This window comes from Aquimarina sp. TRL1, assembly GCF_013365535.1.
GTDB classification, from domain to species: Bacteria; Bacteroidota; Bacteroidia; order Flavobacteriales; family Flavobacteriaceae; genus Aquimarina; species Aquimarina hainanensis.
In genome coordinates, this window is record NZ_CP053590.1 from 2,468,036 (window position 1) to 2,490,665 (window position 22,630).

General features: G+C 37.3%; 14 protein-coding genes. 9 read left to right on the forward strand and 5 right to left on the reverse strand.

Annotation, left to right across the window (positions count from 1 at the left end; all coding sequences use genetic code 11):
• Window positions 1-228 precede the first annotated feature (228 nt).
• On the forward strand, window positions 229-477 hold the full coding sequence (locus tag HN014_RS09940; RefSeq protein ID WP_176028729.1) for a hypothetical protein: 249 nt from the start codon (window positions 229-231) through the stop codon (window positions 475-477).
• Window positions 478-681: 204 nt separating this feature from the next.
• Here the strand turns inward: HN014_RS09940 and HN014_RS09945 are convergent, their stop codons facing one another.
• Window positions 682-5,004 carry a T9SS type A sorting domain-containing protein gene (locus tag HN014_RS09945; protein WP_176028730.1) on the reverse strand — a complete coding sequence of 1,441 codons (4,323 nt, stop codon included), beginning with the start codon at window positions 5,002-5,004 and terminating at the stop codon, window positions 682-684.
• Window positions 5,005-5,496: 492 nt separating this feature from the next.
• On the opposite strand from HN014_RS09945, the gene HN014_RS09950 reads away from it, so the two are divergent.
• The 5 genes from HN014_RS09950 (at window position 5,497) to HN014_RS09970 (ending at window position 12,897) form a co-directional block, all read left to right on the forward strand.
• Complete coding sequence (locus tag HN014_RS09950) at window positions 5,497-7,317, forward strand: type VI secretion system Vgr family protein (RefSeq protein WP_176028731.1); 1,821 nt, start codon at window positions 5,497-5,499, stop codon at window positions 7,315-7,317.
• An 11-nt stretch (window positions 7,318-7,328) separates the two neighbouring features.
• Complete coding sequence (locus HN014_RS22785) at window positions 7,329-8,033, forward strand: PAAR domain-containing protein (protein WP_176028732.1); 705 nt, start codon at window positions 7,329-7,331, stop codon at window positions 8,031-8,033.
• A gap of 158 nt (window positions 8,034-8,191) precedes the next feature.
• A complete protein-coding gene (locus HN014_RS09960; protein ID WP_176028733.1) occupies window positions 8,192-11,398 on the forward strand; it encodes a toxin VasX in 3,207 nt (1,068 codons plus the stop codon).
• On the forward strand, window positions 11,386-12,135 hold the full coding sequence (locus HN014_RS09965; protein WP_176028734.1) for a hypothetical protein: 750 nt from the start codon (window positions 11,386-11,388) through the stop codon (window positions 12,133-12,135). Before HN014_RS09960 ends, HN014_RS09965 begins: the two co-directional genes overlap by 13 nt.
• A gap of 27 nt (window positions 12,136-12,162) precedes the next feature.
• Window positions 12,163-12,897, forward strand: coding sequence for a hypothetical protein (locus tag HN014_RS09970; protein WP_176028735.1), 735 nt, complete (start codon window positions 12,163-12,165; stop codon window positions 12,895-12,897).
• Window positions 12,898-13,074: 177 nt separating this feature from the next.
• Here the strand turns inward: HN014_RS09970 and HN014_RS09975 are convergent, their stop codons facing one another.
• Both HN014_RS09975 and HN014_RS09980 read right to left on the reverse strand, forming a co-directional pair.
• Window positions 13,075-13,950 carry a clan AA aspartic protease gene (locus HN014_RS09975; RefSeq protein WP_176028736.1) on the reverse strand — a complete coding sequence of 292 codons (876 nt, stop codon included), beginning with the start codon at window positions 13,948-13,950 and terminating at the stop codon, window positions 13,075-13,077.
• A 268-nt stretch (window positions 13,951-14,218) separates the two neighbouring features.
• Window positions 14,219-15,301, reverse strand: coding sequence for an amidohydrolase family protein (locus HN014_RS09980; RefSeq protein WP_176028737.1), 1,083 nt, complete (start codon window positions 15,299-15,301; stop codon window positions 14,219-14,221).
• Window positions 15,302-15,703: 402 nt separating this feature from the next.
• Between HN014_RS09980 and HN014_RS09985 the strand changes: the two genes are divergently transcribed.
• The 3 genes from HN014_RS09985 (at window position 15,704) to HN014_RS09995 (ending at window position 18,767) form a co-directional block, all read left to right on the forward strand.
• Complete coding sequence (locus HN014_RS09985; RefSeq protein WP_176028738.1) at window positions 15,704-16,177, forward strand: T9SS type A sorting domain-containing protein; 474 nt, start codon at window positions 15,704-15,706, stop codon at window positions 16,175-16,177.
• A gap of 10 nt (window positions 16,178-16,187) precedes the next feature.
• Window positions 16,188-17,894 (forward strand): DUF1566 domain-containing protein, encoded by a 1,707-nt coding sequence (locus HN014_RS09990; protein ID WP_176028739.1) that lies wholly within the window; start codon window positions 16,188-16,190, stop codon window positions 17,892-17,894.
• A gap of 663 nt (window positions 17,895-18,557) precedes the next feature.
• The gene (locus tag HN014_RS09995) at window positions 18,558-18,767 is read left to right on the forward strand and encodes a hypothetical protein (RefSeq protein ID WP_176028740.1); all 210 of its coding nucleotides are present in this window, start codon (window positions 18,558-18,560) and stop codon (window positions 18,765-18,767) included.
• Between the two features lie 488 nt (window positions 18,768-19,255).
• Here the strand turns inward: HN014_RS09995 and HN014_RS10000 are convergent, their stop codons facing one another.
• Window positions 19,256-21,910, reverse strand: coding sequence for a fibronectin type III domain-containing protein (locus HN014_RS10000; RefSeq protein ID WP_176028741.1), 2,655 nt, complete (start codon window positions 21,908-21,910; stop codon window positions 19,256-19,258).
• A 487-nt stretch (window positions 21,911-22,397) separates the two neighbouring features.
• A complete protein-coding gene (locus HN014_RS10005) occupies window positions 22,398-22,568 on the reverse strand; it encodes a hypothetical protein (protein WP_176028742.1) in 171 nt (56 codons plus the stop codon).
• Between the last annotated feature and the right edge of the window lie 62 nt (window positions 22,569-22,630).

A 22,630-nucleotide genomic window follows, 5' to 3' on the forward strand; every position in this document is an offset into this window, starting at 1 on the left:
GTTGTGTAAGTTAAAGTTACTATTTTGTATAGACTTATGCCGATGATGCTTTGAAGCTACTGAAACAGAAAAGAATATTTTTCTTTTTCATCTAATATAAAAAGAGAGCTGCGAGAATCGCAATTTCTATTTTTATTGGTTAGATAGAAGGGAAAAGAGAAGTTTTAATTTAGTACTTTGAATTGTTATTTGGTATGGGACCCTTAGACTTTTAAAACCAACTAAATAATGACACGATTTGAATTTAATATTCTCCCGCATCGACACAAATGCGATATTGTTTTTTCATCAGGGAAGTTTATACATGCTATTAATACGGAAGATGTCAAAACTGCGGTGTATTCCGTAGCTCTTTTTTTTGTAGAAGTTATTTATGATGAAGAGGGGAAAGAAGTAGTCGGCTTTCATAGTTTTGAAGATGGATTTTTACTATATCGCTATGCCAGAAGTATTAGCGCAGCATTAAAAGATAAGTAAATTACCTCATCGCAGGGATATAAAGTATTTACAGAAAGTGATTTTTAATTTCGAGACTGGTCTTGAAAAGAATACTTTATGTGAATGTTTTGTAAGCTTGTACCGAGGTCGCTAACTAGCAATGTACTATGCCGATATATCTAAAAAAGGAAAGCCGGTCAATTTTGACCGGCTTTCTAAGATTAAATAAAGAAGGGGGTTACTTTATTTAATACCTATTTTCTTCGTCGCAGACCACTTGTCTCCCTGAACTTTGATAAAGTAAATTCCAGAAGATAATGAAGGGAAATCTCCGGAATCGATATCGATCGTATTCATTCCTTTTGAAATTCTGTTAGAAACTACTTTTCCAATGCGTTCCCCATTAAAACTATAAATCATAATATCAATTGTTTCTTCTTGTGGAGATGATAGCTCAACAAAAACATGTTCTGATGCTTCAATAATTGTCGGATACACTTTTAGCGTATTTTCTGCAGCAATTGCAATTGTACAGTCTTCTACATAGACAGTAATTTCGTCAGCTCCAGTACAGTCATTACACCCATCTACGGTTACTCGATAAGTAGTTGTTTCCGTAGGAGAAACGACAATGCTTCTGGTGATTTCACCTGTCGACCACAAGTAGGTAACCTTATCGGTATTAGATTGCTGGGCGCTTCTTACGTTTATTACAGGTTCTACACAATCTCCCAGATTAAAATTAAAATCTCCAAAAGATTCTGCATCTCCTTCTATAGAGAACCATCCGGATCCTCCATTAGTTCCAGGAGTTGCTTCAAAATTATTAGCATCTATACCTAACTGGAAAGCAGGACCTCTTCGGCTGATGGTATAACTTAGATCACCTCCAATTTGCGTAATGGTTCCGGTAAGCTCCGTGTAATACACCCATTTGGAAGAGTCTTCTTCCTGGTGGCAATCGTTTCCTTTAGGACTATCAACAGGAGGAGTTGCGGTAAGGCCGGAAAAAGTAGCGTTTACCACAAAGGTGGTGTTTGATACATTGTATTCAAAAACTCTACCCTGTACAGTAGCAGTTCCATCTGCATTTTCTTTCCAGGTCATATCTATATTTCTGAACCATCTTCTGATTCCATTATCATTTATGAATACGACGAAGTTATGTGGTCCTCTACAGTAATCGGTATCCAGTAGCTTGTATTCATCACATATCTCACAGTCTCCATCTGCTTCAGCAGTAGCAGTTAATACAATCTCATCTCCTAAACAGATGGTTTGATCTTCTCCTGCATCTACAGATAGTTCATCTACAGTAACAGTAACACTGTCTTCCGCGGTACAGTCATTATTGTTTACAGTCACGGTATAAGTCGTAGTTTCCTGTGGACTTACTTCGATACTCGCAGTTGTTTCTCCGGTAGACCATAGGAAATCTCCCGATCCGGTAGCAGTAAGCGTCACACTCTCTCCTAAACAAATCATTTCATCATCCCCTGCGGCTACTTGTACATCATGAACGATAATCGTTACTTCTTTAATAACTTCGCAATTTCCTTCCGTAGCAGTAACCGAATAGGTAGTAGTTTCTTGCGGGCTTACTTCGATACTATTCGTAGTTTCTCCTGTCGACCATAGGAAATCTCCGGATCCAATGGCAATCAAAGTTGTACTTTCTCCAAGACAGATACTTTCTGCTGGGGTTACTTCTATATCTACCGTTGGATTATGTACAGTAACAGTTACTTCATCAGTAGCTTTACACCCATTTTTGGTCGTGGTTACGGTATAGGTGGTAGTTTCTTGTGGACTCACTTCGATACTCGCTGTTGTTTCTTCAGTAGACCATAGGAAATCTCCCGATCCGGTAGCAGTAAGTGTTACACTTTCTCCTAAACAGATCGTTTCATCATCTCCTGCAGTTACCTGTACATCGTGAACAGTGATGGTTATTTCTTTGATAACTTCACAAGTTCCTTCTTTGGCAATAACTGAATAGGTGGTGGTTTCTTGCGGGCTTACTTCGATACTATTCGTAGTTTCCCCTGTCGACCATAGGAAATCTCCCGATCCAATAGCAATTAAGGTTGTACTTTCTCCAAGACAGATACTTTCTGCTGGAGTTACTTCTATATCCACCGTTGGATTATGTACAGTAACAGTTACTTCGTCAGTCGCTTTACATCCATTTTTTGTAGTGGTTACAGTATAGGTAGTAGTTTCCTGTGGACTTACTTCGATACTCGCTGTGGTTTCTCCGGTAGACCATAAGAAATCTCCTGATCCGGTAGCAGTAAGTGTGATATTTTCTCCTTTACAGATACTTTGATCAGCACCAGCATCTACTGTTACGGTATTTACTATAACGATTACCTCATCTGTAGCAGTACAATTATCATTTGATGTTGTTACGGTATAGGTTGTGGTTTCCTGTGGGCTTACTTCGATACTGGCTGTCGTTTCTCCTGTAGACCATAAGTAATCTCCTGTTCCGGTAGCGATTAATGTTACTGTTTCTCCAAGACAAATTGTTTGATCTGCTCCGGCATCGATACTGGCGGTATTGACCGTAACGATAACTTCATCTATAGCAGTACATCCATTTTCAGTAACCGTAACCGAATAGGTAGTGGTTTCTTGTGGACTCACTTCAATACTTTGTGTGGTTTCTCCGGTTGACCATTTATAATTACCTCCACCAGCAGCGGTTAATGTAGCAGTTTCTCCCAGACAAATTGCCTGATCAGCACCTGCTTCTGCGGTCACATCAGTTAATGTTATTTTCACTTCGTCTGTAGCTTCGCAACCTTCACAGTCTTTTACAGTAACACTGTAGTTTCCTGCCTCTGTAACGGTAATGCTTTGCGTGGTTTCTCCTGTAGACCATTCATAAGAGATACCTCCGGTATTTGCAGTATCAGTGATATCCATCAGATCACCAAACCATTCGGTACATTCACCAAAAGATCCTCCTGTCCACGCACCCATTCCGAATTGATTACTGTCGAGAGATGCTCCGTCTGCCAAAATGTAGTGATTACCTCCTCGAGTTAATACGGTATACACAGTGTCATTTACTGTTATTGTACCAGAGAATGTTCTGTAGAATGTTCTGGCACTTCCTAACCCATTTTTATAGCATTGGGCATTCCAGGTGTTTCCTCCATGTGTTTTGTTTGTCAAAGTGATATTTACAATTCCTACCTCTCCATTTCGGGATACAGTACCTGTAATAGTTGCAGTATTGTCTTCATATTCAGTAAGAATTAAATCATTTCCAGCTTTCCAGATAAGATGAGCCCCTCTACACCCGGCACCTCTCTGAAAGATAACTCCGTTACCAGGAGTGGGGAAACAACCTCCAGAGGTGTCTGCATCGGTAATTTTATAGACTTTAGAGATAGTGTTACATTCAGAAGCTCCATTTACTTGTGCGGTTAAGGTAACTTCTTCTCCAGGACAGAAAGATTGATCCTCCCCAATATCTACTGTAAGATTTTTTACAGTTACAGTTACTTCATCGGTAGCCTGACAGTTTCCATCAGTAGCTGTTACGCTATAGGTTGTTGTCTGATCAGGACTTACCTGGATACTTGCGGTCGTTGCTCCGGTAGACCAGCTAAAGTTTCCTGTTCCATTTGCCGTTAGTGTAACGGTTTCTCCTGCGCAAATAGTCTGATCTTCTCCAGCATCTACACTGGCATCTCCCTCACTAATCGTAATACTATCTGTAGCGACACAATTGTCACAGTCTTTAACGGTTACTGTATATGTTCCGGGATTGGTTACATAAATAGAAGGGGAGGTAGCCCCATTAGACCATTGGTAGGTTGTATTTGTGTAATTATTTCCAGCAACACAATCCATCATGATATGAATATCTCCTACTGTATAAGAGAAATGAGAAGTGCTGAACCAAAAAGAACTTCCGACTTTATTGATGTCTCTATCATTGGTGTTTGCTCCCTTACCTAATTGAAGAGGACCTCCTCTTCTAGAAAATGTAAATGACATGGGGAACCACCAGCCTCGTTCTCTGACAGAACCTTTAAAACCTGTATAGAATTCCCAGCTTTCTACGTTGTGAACTCCTCCTGTACAAACATTTCCATATGGATTATGGGAGTATTGCGTGGTTTTTCCCCAGAACTCAGCATCTAAATCATAGGTTTTTCCACCTTCTTTGATTGTTCCTTTGAGAGTTGCTCTACCATTTCCGGTTTCTTTCCAAACCAGATGGTCATTGGTAAATACCTTTTCTCCACCAAAGCGGGAAGATAGTACCATTACTAGTCCTCTTCCTTTTTTACAATCATTGGTGTTTCGAACTCTGTACTCTGTACAGTCTCTACAGGTAGATTGCCCGGTAACAACAGGGGTAATTCTGTATCCATCTCCTTCACAGAGATCAATATCACTCCCTGCATTTACTTGCAGGTTACATCCATAAGAGGTGGTAGTGGTTGTTTTAGTTGGGTCGATGTCTGTGAAACTTGACCCCCAAATAAAAATGTGTAGGAGCACACAATATAGAAATGGGGTGTTTCTAAAAGTAGTTTTTTTCATAATGCTTAGTTAGATTTGTTGATTGTTAGTTAGTTAAGCGAGGACTAATTTAAATGTTAAAATTATGCGAAGCAGGAAAAAAGGAAAATAATCGTTGTAAGTGTTAAAAAAATCTACAAATAACATTATTCCGTATACTAACGACGGTAAAAAAGTAGTTTTTAGGAAGTTGTATTTGTTTTTTAAGGATGCTTTTATGGATAAATTTAGGCAGTTTTGGATACTGAAATTTTATCATTAATCATTTTGAACAAGAGAAAGAAATGATTGTAGATTGATTACTCGTTTTGTGGTTATAAGCTTCCCAAAAGGAGTAAAAAAAAGAAGGTTTTAAAGGAAGAAAAGTCTTAATGAAATCTTAAAAGTCTAAAAAAAGGCTAAAAAAGGAGGAAAAACCCCTGTTTTACGGTATAGGAAAGCAGAAAACTTATAGCTACTTTTAGCATATCTTATTAGATATTCATTTATAAACCTAAACAAGCACACAAGTCAATGGCAACGCTCAGTACTACCCAAATAGCGATTTCGGGAAGGGTCATTCCTTCGTTTCGCAGCTTATCTATTCAACAACATTTAGGGGATCATCACCATCTCGAATTGGTGTGTAGAACCGATGTATTAGAGCATGCTTCTGATGAAATTATAGGGGATAGCAAAGATTTTTTAGGAGAAACGATTACTGTACAAGTACAAGCAGATACACAGTATGAAGATTATCGCGAATTACAGTTCAAAGGATTAATCACAGCAGTTAATGCGACCAAAGCACATCAGTCTGGAGCTTCAGGAGATATTGTGATCATTGAAGCAATGAGTACCACGGTATTGGCAGAAGATGGAATCCACACGACTTCCTATATAGATCTAGCTCTTTCAGAGCTGTTAGAACGAACCTATCAGGGGTATGATGTAGGGAAGTTAGCCACTGCTTTTACTCCCAGACAATCTGATACCATTCATTATAGTGTACAAAAAAACGAAAGTAATTTTGCCTATAGTGCCCGCTTAGCAGCTAGTACGAATAACTGGTTCTATTACGATGGCGTACAACTGGTTTTTGGAACCCCTTCTTCAGAAGAAACTCAACTTGTATACGGAAGAGATCTGGAATCTTTTTCAGTACGAATGCATCCTAAACCTAATAAATTTGCCTATGCAACACAAGATTACTTAACTAATGAACTGTATCAGAAACGAAGCAGTGAAGTCGCAACCGCTGCAGCAGGCTATCACAGTCTGGCAACCAATAAAGGGAATGTACTCTATAGCAAGGAAACCAATATCTATCATCACGGAGTAACGGATCAAAATCTCCAACAACGTTTTGAGCAGCAAGTAGAGTTCCATACACAAGCTATAGAATCCAAGCAGGTGATTGCTCATGGTGTCAGTGACAATCCCGGAGTACATTTAGGAGCAGTTATTCAGGTCGAAGGCTATGGAAGCTTTCGGGTAATTGAGGTACGCCATACGAATATAGAAGGCGGAAATTACAAAAATCACTTTCAGGCAATTACCACAGAAATAGATGTATATCCTTTAGCCACTATGTTACAACATCCGGTTAGTACTATCGAAATAGGGAAAGTAACGGACAATGCTGATCCGGAGGGGATGAGCCGGGTAAAAGTACAATTTCCTTTTCAGGAAATTACCGGAGAGACCACTCCCTGGATTCGGGTATTAACACCTCATGCCGGGGCAGATAAAGGATTTCATTTTATTCCGGAAATCGGAGAAACCGTAGTATGTCAGTTCGAAAATAACCATTCAGAACGTCCCTATGTAGCAGGGAGTTTATATCATGGAGTCGCTAAGGCAGAGAACTGGCAGAGCGAGCAGAATAATGTCAAGGCTATTCGGACCCGAAGCGGTCATACCATAGAACTCAATGATACCGAAGGAGAAGAAAAGATCAATATCTATGATAATGAAGGTAGTATCATCACCTTCGATACGCAGGCAAAGTCACTATATGTTCAGTCAGCTGAGAATATGGAGTTTACTGCAAAGAATATAAGACTTGTAGCAGAAGAAAACATAGATGTTCAGGCAAGAGGAAACATCAATACAGCCTCAGAAGGAGATACATCCATTCTCTCAGAAGGAGCGACAAACCTTCAGGCTACAGGAGATACGACTATAAACAGTGATGCGAATGTAACGGTTGAGGCAAGCAGTAATGCTGAGTTTAAAGGACAGCAAGCAGTAGTAGAAGGACAATCCGTAGCGGAATTAAAAGGACAACAGACGACTGTTCAGGGTCAGATGACCGCCTTACAGGGAGCTAGCGGTAAAGTAGATATAACCTAAAAAAAAGTATAATGCCAGGACCCGTAGCCACCCAAGGAAGTATGCATACCTGCCCCATGTACAGTGGAACAACACCACATGTGGGAGGGCCTATTATGCAGGGAGAACCTAATATTTTGGTAAATAATAAACCAGCCGCAACTATCGGTAGTATGTGTGCCTGTGCAGGGCCTCCTGATACCGTAGCTCAGGGAGCTCCTAATGTTTTTTTTAATGGAAAACCAGCAGCTTGTTTAGGCGATATGACGGCCCATGGAGGAGTGATTAGCTCAGGAGAACCCAATGTGCTAATCAGTAGTGGAAGTGCTACTCCTTCTGTAACCATGCCAAAAAATAAAATACCATTTCCAAAGATATCTATTATGAATCGTCTGTTAGGAAATGCAAAAGAAGCAGAGGAGAATCAAAAAAAGCTACAGGAAGAAAAGGAAGAAGGAGACCCAAGAATTTACAACTTGCAATGGGTTAAGGAAAGAGAGGTGATCCGAAAATCAAAGGTGCTCAAAGAAGCAACCTTACGAGCTTATGTATACAACATTCCGGATGGAGATACCGTAACCTTTACCATCAAAAAACCAGTATCGCGTATTAATGATAATGAGACAGCATCAGCAGATGAAGAGTTAATCACTTTATCAGGGACAGTACAAGACAAAAAAGTGGAAGTTGTATGGGAATTTGAGGATCCTACAGAAGAAGAAACCTCAGAAGAATAAACAATAGATGATCGGCTATTTTGAGCTGTATTGATTTTTAGAAATAAAAATCTACATACTACAAAAAGAAAGAAGACCATCTTTTTATAAAAATGACAATCGAATTTGCCATACCCCAATATGTATGCAAAATTCTCTTTTTTTAAAACCGAAAAACAATGGCAGAGGAATTAATAAGCTATCAAGAAGAAGCATATAAAGAGATTGTAGGAGAATATTATTTTGAGTGTTCTCATGCGGTGGCTGATACCGTAAAAAGCGCTAAGGTAAAGACATTAAAAAAAGGAGTAAAACTTCACTTGTTCCGTTATGGACTTGTAGAAACAAAATCAGCGCATGATACTGCCTTTGACTATGAAAGTACTATTGGGACTCAAAACCCGGATGGTACCACTACTAAAAAAGATAAGTTTACTGTTGAAGAGGTCACTGTATCGAATTCGGAATTACCAGAACTGGATAACTTTTATTGCGCCCGTACTTTTTTAAGACCAGGGTATATCTATATTATTAATAAAGATAATAATAATGAGTATAAGGAATATCAGGTTAATGAATCCGGGAAGCTGACCGGGATTATCTGGTATCGTGGAAATAATGGGGATGTGAGAAAACCAAATGGGAATACACATTCATTTATTACCATTCCTAAACCGGGGACCTATTATATAGGATATTCTCCTGTACAATGGAGTAGAGCATACTTTGATGAAATCAATGGTAATGATGAAAAGAAGGAGGCACATATGCAGCTTATTGATTGCTCAGGAATTGAGATAGGAAATCCTCCAGAAGGAGATGAAATCGCCTCCTATAGAGATGTAAAGATTGTATCGTATAAACAGCATCCGCAACGGGGAGAAGTGCGTACAAACCTCAGAGAGATCCATGCCGATGAAACCAAAGAATCAGAAGAAGGAGATAATGATTTTTATGAAGACATGTTTGTTGCTCTTCATGATCCGATTGGGTGTGCAGAAGATGTTACTTATGCATTAGGAGTGTCTTTTGTAGAACAACAAGCAATTATTCAGGCATTGCAAACAGGTGAAGATTATGATACGGTTTTAGCACGCCTGCATGCAGGAGAGGAAAAAACAAATCTGACGGATGAAGAAGAGCAGATTTATGCGTTGTTCCAAACTGCGTTAACCACATATCAGTTGATCTATAATGATGATAAAATGATTGGAGATTATGATGGAGGAAAAATTGGCTGGGGAGGAGGAGTCTATAAACCTAAATTGCTGAATATATTAGGGGTAGAATATCGCAAAGAACACAGAAGAAAAATCAGGAGTATACAGGATGATCTGGGATATATAATGAATAGTCCCTACTACCGGGATGGCTGGTGTCATTACAATCAGGGAGTTGATGATTATACACTGGATGGAAAATATATCGCTACGAATCACATGCGATTATTAGCTCAGAAGCCCCATGATGCGGATAGACACCTGGATCTCAAAAGCGAGTATGAAGATGCTGTAAAAAAATGGGAGGGCTTTTTTGCAGATACTTTAGATCCTGATACAGACGAATTAACGACCTTATTAGATACTCCGGTGGAGATCGCTTTTTTAACCGGACCTATGATCGATATCGAGAATAAGTTAGGGGGAGTCATCCGTGCTTTGACAGAGTCGTATGCTACATTGAAGATCGATAAGGTATTTATGGTAGAGCGGACCCGAAGCGTACCTGTAATGAAAACCAGGGAAGTAGTAACGTATAAAACAGTCACGGTTCAGAGTTATGAAGATGTAATGTTTAGACGTTTGCGGGCACATAAAGTCTATGGGGAAGAGGTGCTCGATGTGCAAACCAAAGAAGTAGATGCACATTTTAAGGGAAGTAGTTTTGAGCTGGATCAATCCCGGGTGGTATATGTGAAGTACAGGGGGGGAAAACCCATTGCCCGATTTCAGGTTAGTAAAGAGGTGGTACTAAAGCAAAAACTCCGGGCTGAAAATAAAATACAATTGCCGGTAAAGAAGACAGAAATTGTTCCAGAAGTAAAAGTAGAACAGTATCTGGATGAAATAGAGCAGAAATTTACGGTTCCTGAGAATAGACAAGTTAATAAGTACTCTAATGCAGAACTCGCACAAAAGTTATTTGATGGGAAAATTTTTACAGGTTCCTTAGCCTTATTACAGGTCTTTAATGCAATGAATGCATATAATGCTATAGGGAACAAGGAAGATTATAAAAATATAGTTAACTCTATTGGTATAACAGCAGAACTTACGGAGGCTAGTTTGCATTTTAGGAGATCAATACTTTTAAGTAGAGGAGTTTCGCAAAGGGCAATAACCAGAGGTTTAGCAAGTAGAGCGTTGCCATATGTATCTAACTTAGGAGCAGGAATAACTGTCTTAATGTGTTCCTGGGAAGCTTTTGATAGCTATAATGCCAGAGATTATGATGCTATGTGGGCATGGACTGGGGCTGGAGCTGCTTGGGGAGTTTTTGCATTTGGAGGAACTACTTTTTCTGGAGGAATCGCTGTCGCGGGACTTGGGTTTACGCCTTTTGGTTTGCTAATAGCAGGAGTTGCCTTAGGGTTGACAGCTTTGGCATATTATCTAAAAGATACTCCATTAGAAGTTCTGTTTAAAAATAATGTATTATCAGATGAGGTGGATTTCCCATTGGTAGGTGATGAAAAACCCTGGGAATATTCGCGACGTTTATATGTGGGGAGAGATGCATTGATCCCTCCACCGACCTCTACTTTTTTTCGAGCAGATGTGTATAGAAAATGGACGGATTTTAAAGCCGCCTATCAGGATCTATTGGATGTATTGGTTTGTGCCCATATTCATTTTACACCGACCAAATTGGTACATAAAAATACCATACGTCCCTGGTCTTCTACCGTAAGTGTTACTATAACCCAATCAGATATTACGGGGTATAAGGCAGAAATTAGCTTACGGCAATTTTTGACCAGAGAAGAACAGTTAGAGTATGAGGTGTATTATTTCGAAAATGGACTGGATACAAGCCCGCAACGAATAGGAATAAAAAGTGAGCAGATCAGCATAGAGAAAATTCCCGGGAAGATTCCTAAGGCAATTATTGATTTTGAAGTGAATCAGTCAGAGTTAGTTAATAACAATACCAATTCTCATATTGTTTTTGTCTGCCGATTAGAATTAGAAATGGAGCAATACTATCCGATTGATATCGCTAATAAACCACGTTATATCGGAGCTAAATATACTACATTAGAAGAAGTGAGAGATATTAAGAAAGGACTCTTTAATACCAAGACAATCAAAGATTCGGATTTTCAGGCTCCGGTAAAAATAGATACCTTAGCGAATCTATTATCCAAAGAAGCATGGAAAAAATAAGATTAGATCCTTCAAAAAAAGTAATTATTCCTAAGCTGCCTAAGAGAAAATGGGTTGACGATCCAGAGATGAAGCTGTGTATTTCATTGATGCCAGATTTTTTTAATGATCAGATCATAAAGAATGATTCAACATTAGAAGATGAGGTGGTTGTGACTGATAATTATTTTTTAAGGACCTCAAAAAATAATATGTCAGAGATCATTATAGGAGGAGTAATATCTCTTATAGGAATATTTATTATGTCTTTAATGGAGTTCAATATTGGGGGAGTTGTTATCGGTAGTTGTTTTATTTTTTTTGGAGGTTTATTGATTGTTTTGTTCCTGACAAAAAAGGACAAAGAATTTATTTTAGATCGGGATCAGGGGTTGATGCAATATCCTAATAGCTGGTGGTATCCTTCTATTGTTACTTCTTTTAATGATGCACGGATTGTTTTACTGAATGAAGGAAAATATCAATATCCGGTATTGAAAGCATTAACCAAAGGGTTTTTAGCTTTTCCATATAGAATAGTTGATTTTCATCCATTGAATTTCTGGTCTTTTATGGTTTGGTATATGGATAAAAACAGACCATTACCTCCTGGAGATGCCTTTGATCCGTATCGTCAGCGGGATTATGAACGTAGAAAGGCAGCGGGTTTTCCTAAACCTTTATATCCAAGTGAAATCTCTACCCCAGAGGCGACGCCTGAGCAACAAGCAGAGCGAGAACGTATTGGAGGATGGTAAAAGAAAGTTCCCTTCACTCAGAAAAACATGGAAACAATAAAATTGAACATAAAAGAAGCAGTTGTTGTTCGCAAGAGAGGGAAAGCTAAGTATGATGTAGCTTTGGAAATAGTAAAAAAACCGAAGGATAGGAATGTAACTATAACAAATAAATTAGAAAGGATTGATGATGTTTGTTTTATAGAAGACTATAATGATAAAAAGAATGGTTTGTTATTTGGAGGAGGAGCAGTTTTATTTTCATTAGTTATTTTTTTTACTGTAGGGAATACCTTAGAAAATGGACAATTTACAATCGTTATGATTATGCTCTCCTTGATAATGATCCATGGGATAATGACTATTTTTAGAGGATACCTATTTAAGAACAAAAAAGTGATTATGGATAGGGAACAGGGGCTTTGTTCATATCCTGGTTTTTGGGTGGAAAAAAGAGTGGTGACTCGATTTGATGATATGGTATTTTTTATTGTTAATGTGGGGAAAATGGCAGCACCAGTTCTAAAAGCACCACATAAGAATAAAATCACTAATTTTATCTTTGTAGCGATAGATACATTAGATTTTTTATCTTTTTATGTTTGGTATATGGATAAAAACAGACCATTACCTCCTGGAGATGCTTTTGATCCGTATCGTCAGCGGGATTATGAACGTAGAAAGGGAGCAGGTTTTCCTAAGCCTTTATATCCAAGTGAAATCTCTACTCCAGAAGCGACGCCTGAGCAACAAGCAGAGCGAGAACATATTGGAGGGTGGTAAATATTTTATAATATTATTTGATATATGTGCGTTGGGTATGACTGATAATTAAAATGTAACACCATTCGTATTTTGTTTTTTATCAGTAAATTCAGTGTGTAATAAAGTATAAATACCTCAGTAGTAAAATTTATTTCTTGCCTTGTATCATAGCTAATCCTTATAGATTGTAGTAATCTACTTTTTTTCAATGTATTCTTGATTGAATAATGAGTTTGGCGTTAAATAGATTCGTTTTTTGGGAAAGTCGAAAAAACAATTAAATCTTTTAAGTACTTCATTTCCAATATAGTGAATTGCATGTTTTTTTATAGGTCTATTAGAGGTTAGTAATTGGACAGGAACATCGATTAATTCATGTTCAGCAATGGTAAATCGTTCCAGGTTCAAAGTAATTACAGGGATTTCATTTCCTTGAGCGCCTCTCATAACAACTCGTTTTAGTTCTTTCATTTCATTTACAGGGAAACGAGTCTTTTTTAATACTTCATTGTCAATCATTACAGTTCTCTGGTAACCTGTGTCAAATAAAAAATCTCCTGTAATTTTTGCTTTCCCTTGTGTAAGGGTACTTTTTACTAAAAATACATTGTCTAGTATTGTAAAAGGAAGCTTTGTATATGTTTGATCGTTTACAACAACTGCTGGGGTTTTTGGATGTATAACCATTAGATTTTTATCGTAATTGAGCTCCACTACTTTATCTTTAAATAAATCCCAGCCAAATCTGCCATCGGTGCCATGACCAGTTAGTTTGGCATCATATACCTTGGTGTTGTAATAGGTGTTTCCGATTTTTAGAGTGTAGGCAGAATTATACAATGTTATATTGGATTTTATTTTGTTCTGCAAGGTGTTGTTTGTCAAAATGAGTTCTGTAGTTCCGGTGTCAAAGTTTAGTAGTAAGGTATCTGTCTGATTAAGAATAGCCTGCACATATATTGTATTATGTGTATTGATATGTAGAGGAATACTGTCGCTTTCTGGATTTTGAGCAAAAGAAATCGGGGCAAAAAACAACCCTATAATGATTTGTAGTATTACTTTTTTCATATATCAGAAGGATAAAGAAGCTATATTTAGTACTTATCTACTTAGTAATCGAGGTGTAAATATGCTAAGGCTTGCCTCGAAACTATTGGTATACTGTTTACTGTATTATTATACTATAGGATGTCTTGAAAAATAAAAATGTTACTCCTGGTAGAGGATGCATTTCTTTTTTTCGAGAAACAGTCTTTTTAATATAATCTTTTTAGCTTAAAGTGACTACCGCTTACTTTTATGAATAATCTGTGTCAATGAGAGAGAAGAAGGTGTTTTAACTCAAAATTCTATTGACCAGCTTGTTTTTAGCGTCTTTATCATCTCCACATAACCATTGTATAACATTATCATGCCAGATGGCATCGCATTGTTCTTTGTTTAATATTTTTCTTTCTACAGCCAGGTCTAAAATTTTACCAGGGTATGAAGATTGTACTTCGCTTTCCATTTCACCAAGTGGGTAAGGATCATCTAATCCCATAACTACTTGTTGATAACCTTGGTTTTCTACTAATAGTTTTAGAGAGCCGGTGTCATGTACCAGAGTATCAAAAAATATATTTTTATGCCCTACAGATTTTCTGGGATGCGCTTTTCCTTCAAAAAGATCTGGACGTCCGTCAAATCCCTGAATACGTCTTCCTAAATTCATCTGTGCCAATTGTCCTCCATGAGCAAAACAAGTACGCATGTTAGGGAATTTTTCGGCATAACCATTAAGTGTTAAAAAATGATACGCATCTGCACATTGTGCTAACATCCATATCAAATGAAAGCGCCAGGCTGTATTTTCGAGCTTGATGAATTTTTCGCCATCATAAGGGTGTATTTCTATTGCGAGATTGTATTCAGAAGCCAGTTCGAAGATGGGTTCGTTTTCTTCATCAAAAATACATCTCCAGGTACCTATAGTATCCATATAGTGCGTAGGGAGACATAGTAACTGCATACCTAATTCTTTTACACAACGTTCGATTTCCCAAAGAGCTCCTCTCACAAATCCCGGGTGTACTACAAAACCACAGGTGAATTTAGATGGATGATCATGCTGTATACGGGCATTAAAGTCATTTTGAAAACGCAAGGCTTGTTTCATTTCTTCGAGTCGTAATCCGTTTCCGTATAGTTGGGATAGGTTGAGAACCACAGCATGATCTAATGAATTACGTTCCATCCAGGCTAGTTTTTCATCCAGAAAAAAACTTGAATCAGTTACGGGGCGGCTCCAGTCTTTTTGAAGCATAAATTTCCGGTCTTTATCAACCCAAAATATCCCTTTTTCTTTCATGTATTCCGGAATCTCTTCGGGATAAGGTAATAAATGAGAATGTCCGTTGATGCGTAGTTTTTTCTTCATATGGCTGATTATAGATAATTAAGATGGTTTCTGGTATTGAAGAATTTTTGATTTAACTTCGGATTAAATTTACGAAGAAAATCAGATCTATAGTTGTTGAAAGTGCTTATTTGAAGAGGGTAAATTCTCTCTGGGAAAGCTCATGAGACATTTGTTGGAAATAAATTTTCAATTTCAGGGAAAGCCTTGGGATATTATCCCCTTTGACAGTGCCAATAAATCATCAACTAAGATTTTTGAATTTTGTTGTTATCCGTCATGTGATAAACGGGTTTATCATTTATTGTAATGAAAGAAGAAACTGTTTTTGAAGTCATTATTTCTTGGTGTTAACGAGGTTTCTTTTTTTTGAACAAAACATTTAAAATTTCTACATTTGCCAACTTAGCTACCCCTAAAAACATGAAATTATTATTTAAAAATGCCTTAGCATTCATATGCATGCTGATGAATATATCTGCACCTGCGCAGGAGGTATTATCTACACAAGGAAACACCTATACTAATGACCTTATTCATTTGGATTTTACCATTGGAGAATTGGTAACACAGACTTTATCTGATGGGGCGAATGAGGTCACTCAGGGATTTCATCAAACTAATTGGAATTTGGTAGATCAGGAAGATTTTGGATCAAATCTGGAAATCGTACTATTCCCTAATCCGATAAATGATGAATTGAATATTCATATGAAGGTGTATAAAAATGTAACATATTCCATTTATGATGCACTAGGAAAACGGGTTTTGCACAGTGCACTTTTTACCGAAAAAACCTTTATTGATACGGGGCATCTGTCTGCTGGTTTTTATTCAATTTTATTAATGACTGGGGAAGAAAAGCTAAAGACATTCAAACTAGTTAAGGTACACTAAACAAAACATCATGAGAAAAACAATTCTGCCATTTTTTGTAATGGCAATGATTACTATGTGCTGTTTCGGGCAAGCTCCTGAAACTTTTAAATATCAGGCTGTAATTAGAGATGCTGGAAATATGATTATAAGTAATCAGGCAGTCGGAATGCAATTAACGATTCGGCAAGGTAATGTAAACGGAGCAGCAGTGTATAAAGAAACTTTTGAGGTTAGCACTAATGCATATGGGTTGATAAATCTCGAGATTGGCTCAGGGAACTCTTCAGATGATTTTAAGAGTATTGATTGGGCAAATGGTCCTTATTTTATAGAAACCGCTGTTGATAGCAATGGAGGAAATGATTTTTCTGTGATGGGGACAGGTCAATTGTTGAGTGTTCCTTATGCTTTGTATGCTAATACTGCGGCAAATGTGACCAACGATAAGGTTGATGATGCGGATGCAGATCCGAATAATGAGATGAATACGAGTGTTGTATTAAATGGAACCGATCTGGAGGTTACTGATGGGAAGGGGACAATCATTACGGATCTTGCATCTTTACAGGATGGGGTTGATGATGCGGATGCAGATCCGAATAATGAGATGAATACAAGTGTTGTACTAAATGGAACCGATCTGGAGGTTACTGATGGGAAGGGGACTATCATTACAGATCTTTCTTCTCTACAGGATGGGGTTACTGATGCAGATGCGGATCCGAATAATGAAATGAATACAAGTGTTGTATTAAATGGGACAAATTTGGAGGTTACTGATGGGAAGGGGACAATCATTACGGATCTTTCTTCTCTACAGGATGGAGTTACTGATGCAGATGCAGATCCGAATAATGAGATGAATACGAGTGTTGTATTAAATGGAACCGATCTGGAGGTTACTGATGGGAAGGGAACTATCATTACAGATCTTTCTTCTCTACAGGATGGGGTTACTGATGCGGATGCGGATCCGAATAATGAGATGAATACGAGTGTTGTATTAAATGGGACAAATTTGGAGGTTACCGATGGAAAGGGGACAATCATAACGAATCTTGCATCTTTACAGGACGGAGTTACCGACGGGGATGCAGATCCTAATAATGAATTGCAAGAAATAAGTAGATCAGGAACAACGATTACGCTATCGAAAGGAGGAGGATCGTTTGAAGATCAGGTGGGAGTTTATACTGCCGGAACAGGAATAGATATTACAAACAATGTAGTTAGTACTACCAGTACTTGTGGATTATCTATTGGAGATACCCATCAGGGAGGAATTATATTCTATCTGGATGCATCCGGATGTCATGGATTAGTGAGTATGGCTACAGACCAAAGTGCAGGAATTCAATGGTATAATGGAAGTGATAAAGATACCTTCGCATATGGGAACGGTATCGGTGCTGGAGAAGGGAATAGTCAGGGAATCAGAAGGTGGCAGGGAACATGTAGTTCTTGCTATGCAAGCGAATTGTGTCAGGATTTAAACTCAGGAGGGTATACAGATTGGTATTTACCGTCTAAATATGAACTGCATTTAATGTATCAGAATATAGGACCCGGTAATGCTTTGGGATTAGGGAACGTAGGAAGTTTTTCTAATTCGATTTACTGGAGTTCTACAGAATATAGTGATGACAGAGCCTGGTGGCAATTTTTTAGGGATGGAAATCAAAGAGATGGATTAAAAGTGAATCCCTTTAATGTACGAGCGATACGCTCTTTTTAGTAGTTTAGGATTTTTTGTAATTCTCAACCAACAATTAGGTGTTATTCTTTTTAAAACATAGGCACTTTTCATATTTGAAAACTTCCATACACATAATACTATTAAAAGTCATTCCACTATTTAAACAAAGAATGTATCGATAATATAGTATAAAAGAAAAAGCCCTCAATCATGAGGGCTTTTGACTTAATAAGCGTGGTTAATAAATATGAATACCGTGTATAGGTTTCAAAATAGGCTTCTTATCAGTAATTAAATAGGGGAATAACATTGCAAATATACTAGTGAGAGGAGTATGGAATTTCTGCTATTACAGCTTTAACGATAGTTTGTTAATTAAGAACAGAAAACTTAAAAAGAGTTAATGATTTTAGAGAAAAAAACAAATGATATCTGCTTGATAATGATTTGAAAAGAAAAATATAGCGTTTGAAGAGGAGTTCGTTTTGTGTTAAAAAAAATTAACACTTTGCAACCACTTAATTTTAGATACAATAGCAGGTCACTCTTTCTAAATATAAAAAAGAGCGTATTGTGAATGGATAAATATACGTGCATGGCAAGATCAATGTCCCTGAAAACAGGGGGATATCTTTTACGGATATTAGTGATGTATACGAATATGGTTGATCATAAATTTGTCTCGAACAAAATAACAAAACGATGAGTAAAATAGGGAGATATTTATTTTTTATCGGATTAATTTCTACAGTTTTAAATTTTTTGAACTATGAATTGAGAATATTGATGTGGATAGATTCATGGGGGACAGCCGTTGGTTGGGGAATTCGGATTGGTCTTACTGTTTTAGGACTTGTATTAATGATGCTGTCCAAAACAGCAAAAGATGAATCGGTAGAAGTTAGTGAATAAGATAATCTCTGAGAGATTGATCTATCAAAAAAAGTGATATAGAATACCTGTATAGTGGTATACCTGACAATAATGTATGTGTTAAGTTTTGAAAGTTAAAACATCTGATGTTGTTATGATACTTAGGGGACAATGGAGGGAACATATACCTGAAAGTATAATGATACAGACATATAGTATATGGTATGTTTTTTAGAGGGACTCTGTATGCAAATATAGAGAATATATACTATTAACTGAGATGTTTGGAAAGTGGCTCGTAATCGAGTCACTTTTTTTTAGAGAAGAATTCGATTTGGTTATCATTCCCTTCAATGGTCTGAAATAGAAGGGAATGAAGAACCAAAAAGTGCTCGATGTACAGACTATAATAAAAGTGATATCTGGTAATTTAGAAAGAAACCCTTTTTTCTCGAAGTATCACTTTTATTGATTAAGAATATTGGGGGTTTGTCTATATATAGCCTGATAATCAAACAATGTTTTAATTAGTTAATAACGATTTTTTTAGGAGACAGTGTTCCGTTTTTAATAAAGTATACTCCAGATTCTATTTCAGAAATATCTAAATGAATCAGATTTCTTCCAGGAGTTACTTTTACTTCTTTCTGTAGAATTACCTTTCCTACTAGATTGATTAGTTGTATGTGAGAAGTTTGTTGTGAACCTCCCATAAATGACACACTAACTCTATCTGTTGCGGGGTTAGGGAATACACTGAGTTTTTCTACAGTAGTTTCGTCAAATGATTCTGTAGCAAATGCGCCTCCGCTACAAGATCCCAAACGTGTCCAGAAGCCGTATGTTGGATTCCAGTATGTTCCATTGTATTGAGCCTCATATAAGATACCATTGTATACTGCTTTCTCTCCTCTTCTGTATACTTTAGGGTAAGGACGCCATGCTGCTATACCATCACATAATCCTCCTGTAGTATCTTCCAATGTGGTGAATGATATCACAGTAGAATAAGGAGCATCAGTACTATTAGCAGTGCTTCCACTACCACAAGCACCTAATTTATCCCAGCGGTAGTTGTTGTTTAGCTGGTATAAGCTTCCTTCATACGTTACCTTGTCACCAGGTCTATACCCAGTACCTCTTCTATATGGAGGAACTCCTTCACAGATGTTTCCGTCATTATTTCCATTAGGACAAGTATATTTAACTCTAACTTGATAAGTTGTTTTTGGAGAAAGTTCAGTAAGCACTTTTGATGCTTCTGTGGTTTTTGTACTTGTATATGTAGCGTCAGTTGACTTCTTATATTCTAGCGTATATGTAGGAGTACTTACGGCATTCCAGTTAATTGTAGCAGCGGTTTTGGTAATATTAGTTGCCTTCACTCCTGTAACAGCATCACAGGTGGTGTCTCCTCCTTGAGTAGTAGCAGAAACGGTATTACTAAAAGCAGATGTATTTCCTGCTGCATCTTTTGCTTTTACTTTGAAACTATAAGTAGTACTTGGGGTAAGTCCGTTAACTGTTGTAGAGGTTCCACTTACAGAACTAACCATAGTATTTCCTTGATATACGTCATATCCTGTAACTCCTACATTATCTGTAGACGCTGTCCAGGATAAAGAAACTGATGATTGCGTAGTTGCACTTACAGTCAGGTTTCCTGGAGTTGATGGCGCTGTAGTATCTCCTCCGTCGCTTCCGGCAATATATTTTCCAGAAATAGAGAAATATCCAATAGACGAGTAATCAGAGTATCCTGATGATAAATTTCCTTCTCCGACACCATCAATTTCTATATAGTATGTACCCTTCGCAAGGTTTGTAGAGATACTTGCTTTTAACCCGGAAGGATCTGAAGAGGCTACTTCTTGTCCTTGTGCATTAAGAATACGGGCTTTTATGTTTAAGTTTGGATAATAAGGATCCGGGTCAAAGTTGAAGCTGGCATTTCCTCCTGAAGTGGTAAATGAGAAAAGGTCTTTATCTTGGCGAGTAGTAATGATACCGTTATTGTCCTCTTTTTTTACATTTCCACCAGCATCTGCAACTATGGCTGTAGCCCCATTTGTAGAGTTAGAATGATCATCTTGTTTATAACCAAATCCGTTTCTGCTTCCGGCAATAATCGCTAAATCATCTTCTTTTTGATTTGCATTGTTATATTCTCCTTTACTCCAGTGTCCAATAGGTTTGCTGGCACTCCATCCCATGATAGGGCTCCATTGTCCGTGACCAGAGTAGTAAGTAGTACCAGATCTGATTCCGTCATGTGATAATCCGAGTGTATGTCCGATTTCATGAGATCCTGTTTCTCCGGCAGATCTGTTTCCTAGGTTAAATACCCAGCAAGGATCATCTGTATTCCAACTAAAAGAGTTTAAATAAGCAACCCCTCCTGCAGATGGAGCTGCATCTTTAGTCGTTGTAAAAATACACATCATTCTTCGATTCTTAGGAGCTCTGTCAAAAACATCTCTTCGCGTAGTCACGTTGATATTAAATGCAGAAAAATCTTCCGCCATAATTCTCCAAGTAGTTAAGATCTTCTGATCACTAAAACCAGCAGGTCTAGCATTAATAGTACGACCGTTTAACCAGCGGGTGCCAGATACAACTTCTCCGTCAAAATCAAGATAGATAACAGCAGTAGCTCCAGGTAGACTTTCCAAGCTTGGTACTGCGGCTTTGGTGTTAACAGGAGCTGAAGAATCTGTAACTTCTTCAGATTCGAATTCAACACATAATAGTTCATTGATGTCAGCTTCAGCAATAAGAACATTTCCCTGATCTCCAGAAGAAATCTTATACGCCTTTTTTTGCTCATACATAATGATTTCTCCTTCTAATAATCCATTGAATTTTCGAACCGAGAATAGTGGTTCTAAACCATTGGATTTTTCCTGAAGTAATACACTTCCAATAATTGAATAGTTTGTATTATCTCCTTCTTTAATATTTATTTTGACAGATAGTGTTTCGGTGTCTGAGGTTTTAAGTGTTAGTGTACTATTTTTTTGTTGGTTTAGTACTTCTTGAAAAATGGATTCTTTTCCTAGAACATATGGGGTGTCTTGTGCGGATACGATTCCTACATAGCATATGACAAATAGGATAAAAAGATGCAGTGTTTTAAAGGCACGAGGTGTCACCTCTCCTTTTTTGAAATGAAAGTTTTTCATGTGGTTTGAGTTTGTGTGTTAACAATATAATTGTCTTAGTTAATTCATTGAATTATAGAAAATTATGCCAAATACGCTAAAATCTTTTTAAATTATAACTTATTGATAGTAAGATTGTTATGTGTCTATTGAAGAGTTAAGGTTTTAAAATATTGTGGAAATATGTAGAAAAAAAATAAATAAGTGTAGAATTTCTACACGATATAAAATTATTTTTTGAAGGAAAAACCTTCATTAGGGTGGTTATTTACCGCTATTTGTAGTTTTTTAATGCGTATAGAGAGGGTAGAATAAGTGTTTGTCTAGTATATACAGGAGAGGATCTCTTCGAAATAGTGCTTAATCCTTTATAATAAAAATTGAGTTGGATAGCCCCTATTGCGCTCCCGAAGCAATTAGGGAAAAACAATTTTAATAAATTGTACACTATCCAACACTACATTAATTATGATCGTTTTCGTTTTGTTTAATACTGTTCAGATCATAATTATTTATAAAATATTCTGGTTAATTTCTCATTAGAATGAGATGGGTCGAGTTTCCCTACCGGAGGATCTTCCAGAGGGTATAGTAGTTTTGTTAAACTGTTTATGTAGCTGTGAAACCATTTTTCGAATAGATTTGAAGCGGTGTATTTATGATTGATGTTCGTTTTCATTTTGATTGATTGTTAATTAAAAAAATAGTATGATTTAGTAATGATTATTTACATCTCTTTTT

Excerpts from the sequence above, each read along its gene's own strand:
- HN014_RS09940 (WP_176028729.1), top strand. The coding sequence starts at position 229 with ATGACACGATTTGAATTTAATATTCTCCCGCATCGACACAAATGCGAT.
- HN014_RS09945 (WP_176028730.1), bottom strand. The coding sequence starts at position 5,004 with ATGAAAAAAACTACTTTTAGAAACACCCCATTTCTATATTGTGTGCTC.
- HN014_RS09950 (WP_176028731.1), top strand. The coding sequence starts at position 5,497 with ATGGCAACGCTCAGTACTACCCAAATAGCGATTTCGGGAAGGGTCATT.
- HN014_RS22785 (WP_176028732.1), top strand. The coding sequence starts at position 7,329 with ATGCCAGGACCCGTAGCCACCCAAGGAAGTATGCATACCTGCCCCATG.
- HN014_RS09960 (WP_176028733.1), top strand. The coding sequence starts at position 8,192 with ATGGCAGAGGAATTAATAAGCTATCAAGAAGAAGCATATAAAGAGATT.
- HN014_RS09965 (WP_176028734.1), top strand. The coding sequence starts at position 11,386 with ATGGAAAAAATAAGATTAGATCCTTCAAAAAAAGTAATTATTCCTAAG.
- HN014_RS09970 (WP_176028735.1), top strand. The coding sequence starts at position 12,163 with ATGGAAACAATAAAATTGAACATAAAAGAAGCAGTTGTTGTTCGCAAG.
- HN014_RS09975 (WP_176028736.1), bottom strand. The coding sequence starts at position 13,950 with ATGAAAAAAGTAATACTACAAATCATTATAGGGTTGTTTTTTGCCCCG.
- HN014_RS09980 (WP_176028737.1), bottom strand. The coding sequence starts at position 15,301 with ATGAAGAAAAAACTACGCATCAACGGACATTCTCATTTATTACCTTAT.
- HN014_RS09985 (WP_176028738.1), top strand. The coding sequence starts at position 15,704 with ATGAAATTATTATTTAAAAATGCCTTAGCATTCATATGCATGCTGATG.
- HN014_RS09990 (WP_176028739.1), top strand. The coding sequence starts at position 16,188 with ATGAGAAAAACAATTCTGCCATTTTTTGTAATGGCAATGATTACTATG.
- HN014_RS09995 (WP_176028740.1), top strand. The coding sequence starts at position 18,558 with ATGAGTAAAATAGGGAGATATTTATTTTTTATCGGATTAATTTCTACA.
- HN014_RS10000 (WP_176028741.1), bottom strand. The coding sequence starts at position 21,910 with ATGAAAAACTTTCATTTCAAAAAAGGAGAGGTGACACCTCGTGCCTTT.
- HN014_RS10005 (WP_176028742.1), bottom strand. The coding sequence starts at position 22,568 with ATGAAAACGAACATCAATCATAAATACACCGCTTCAAATCTATTCGAA.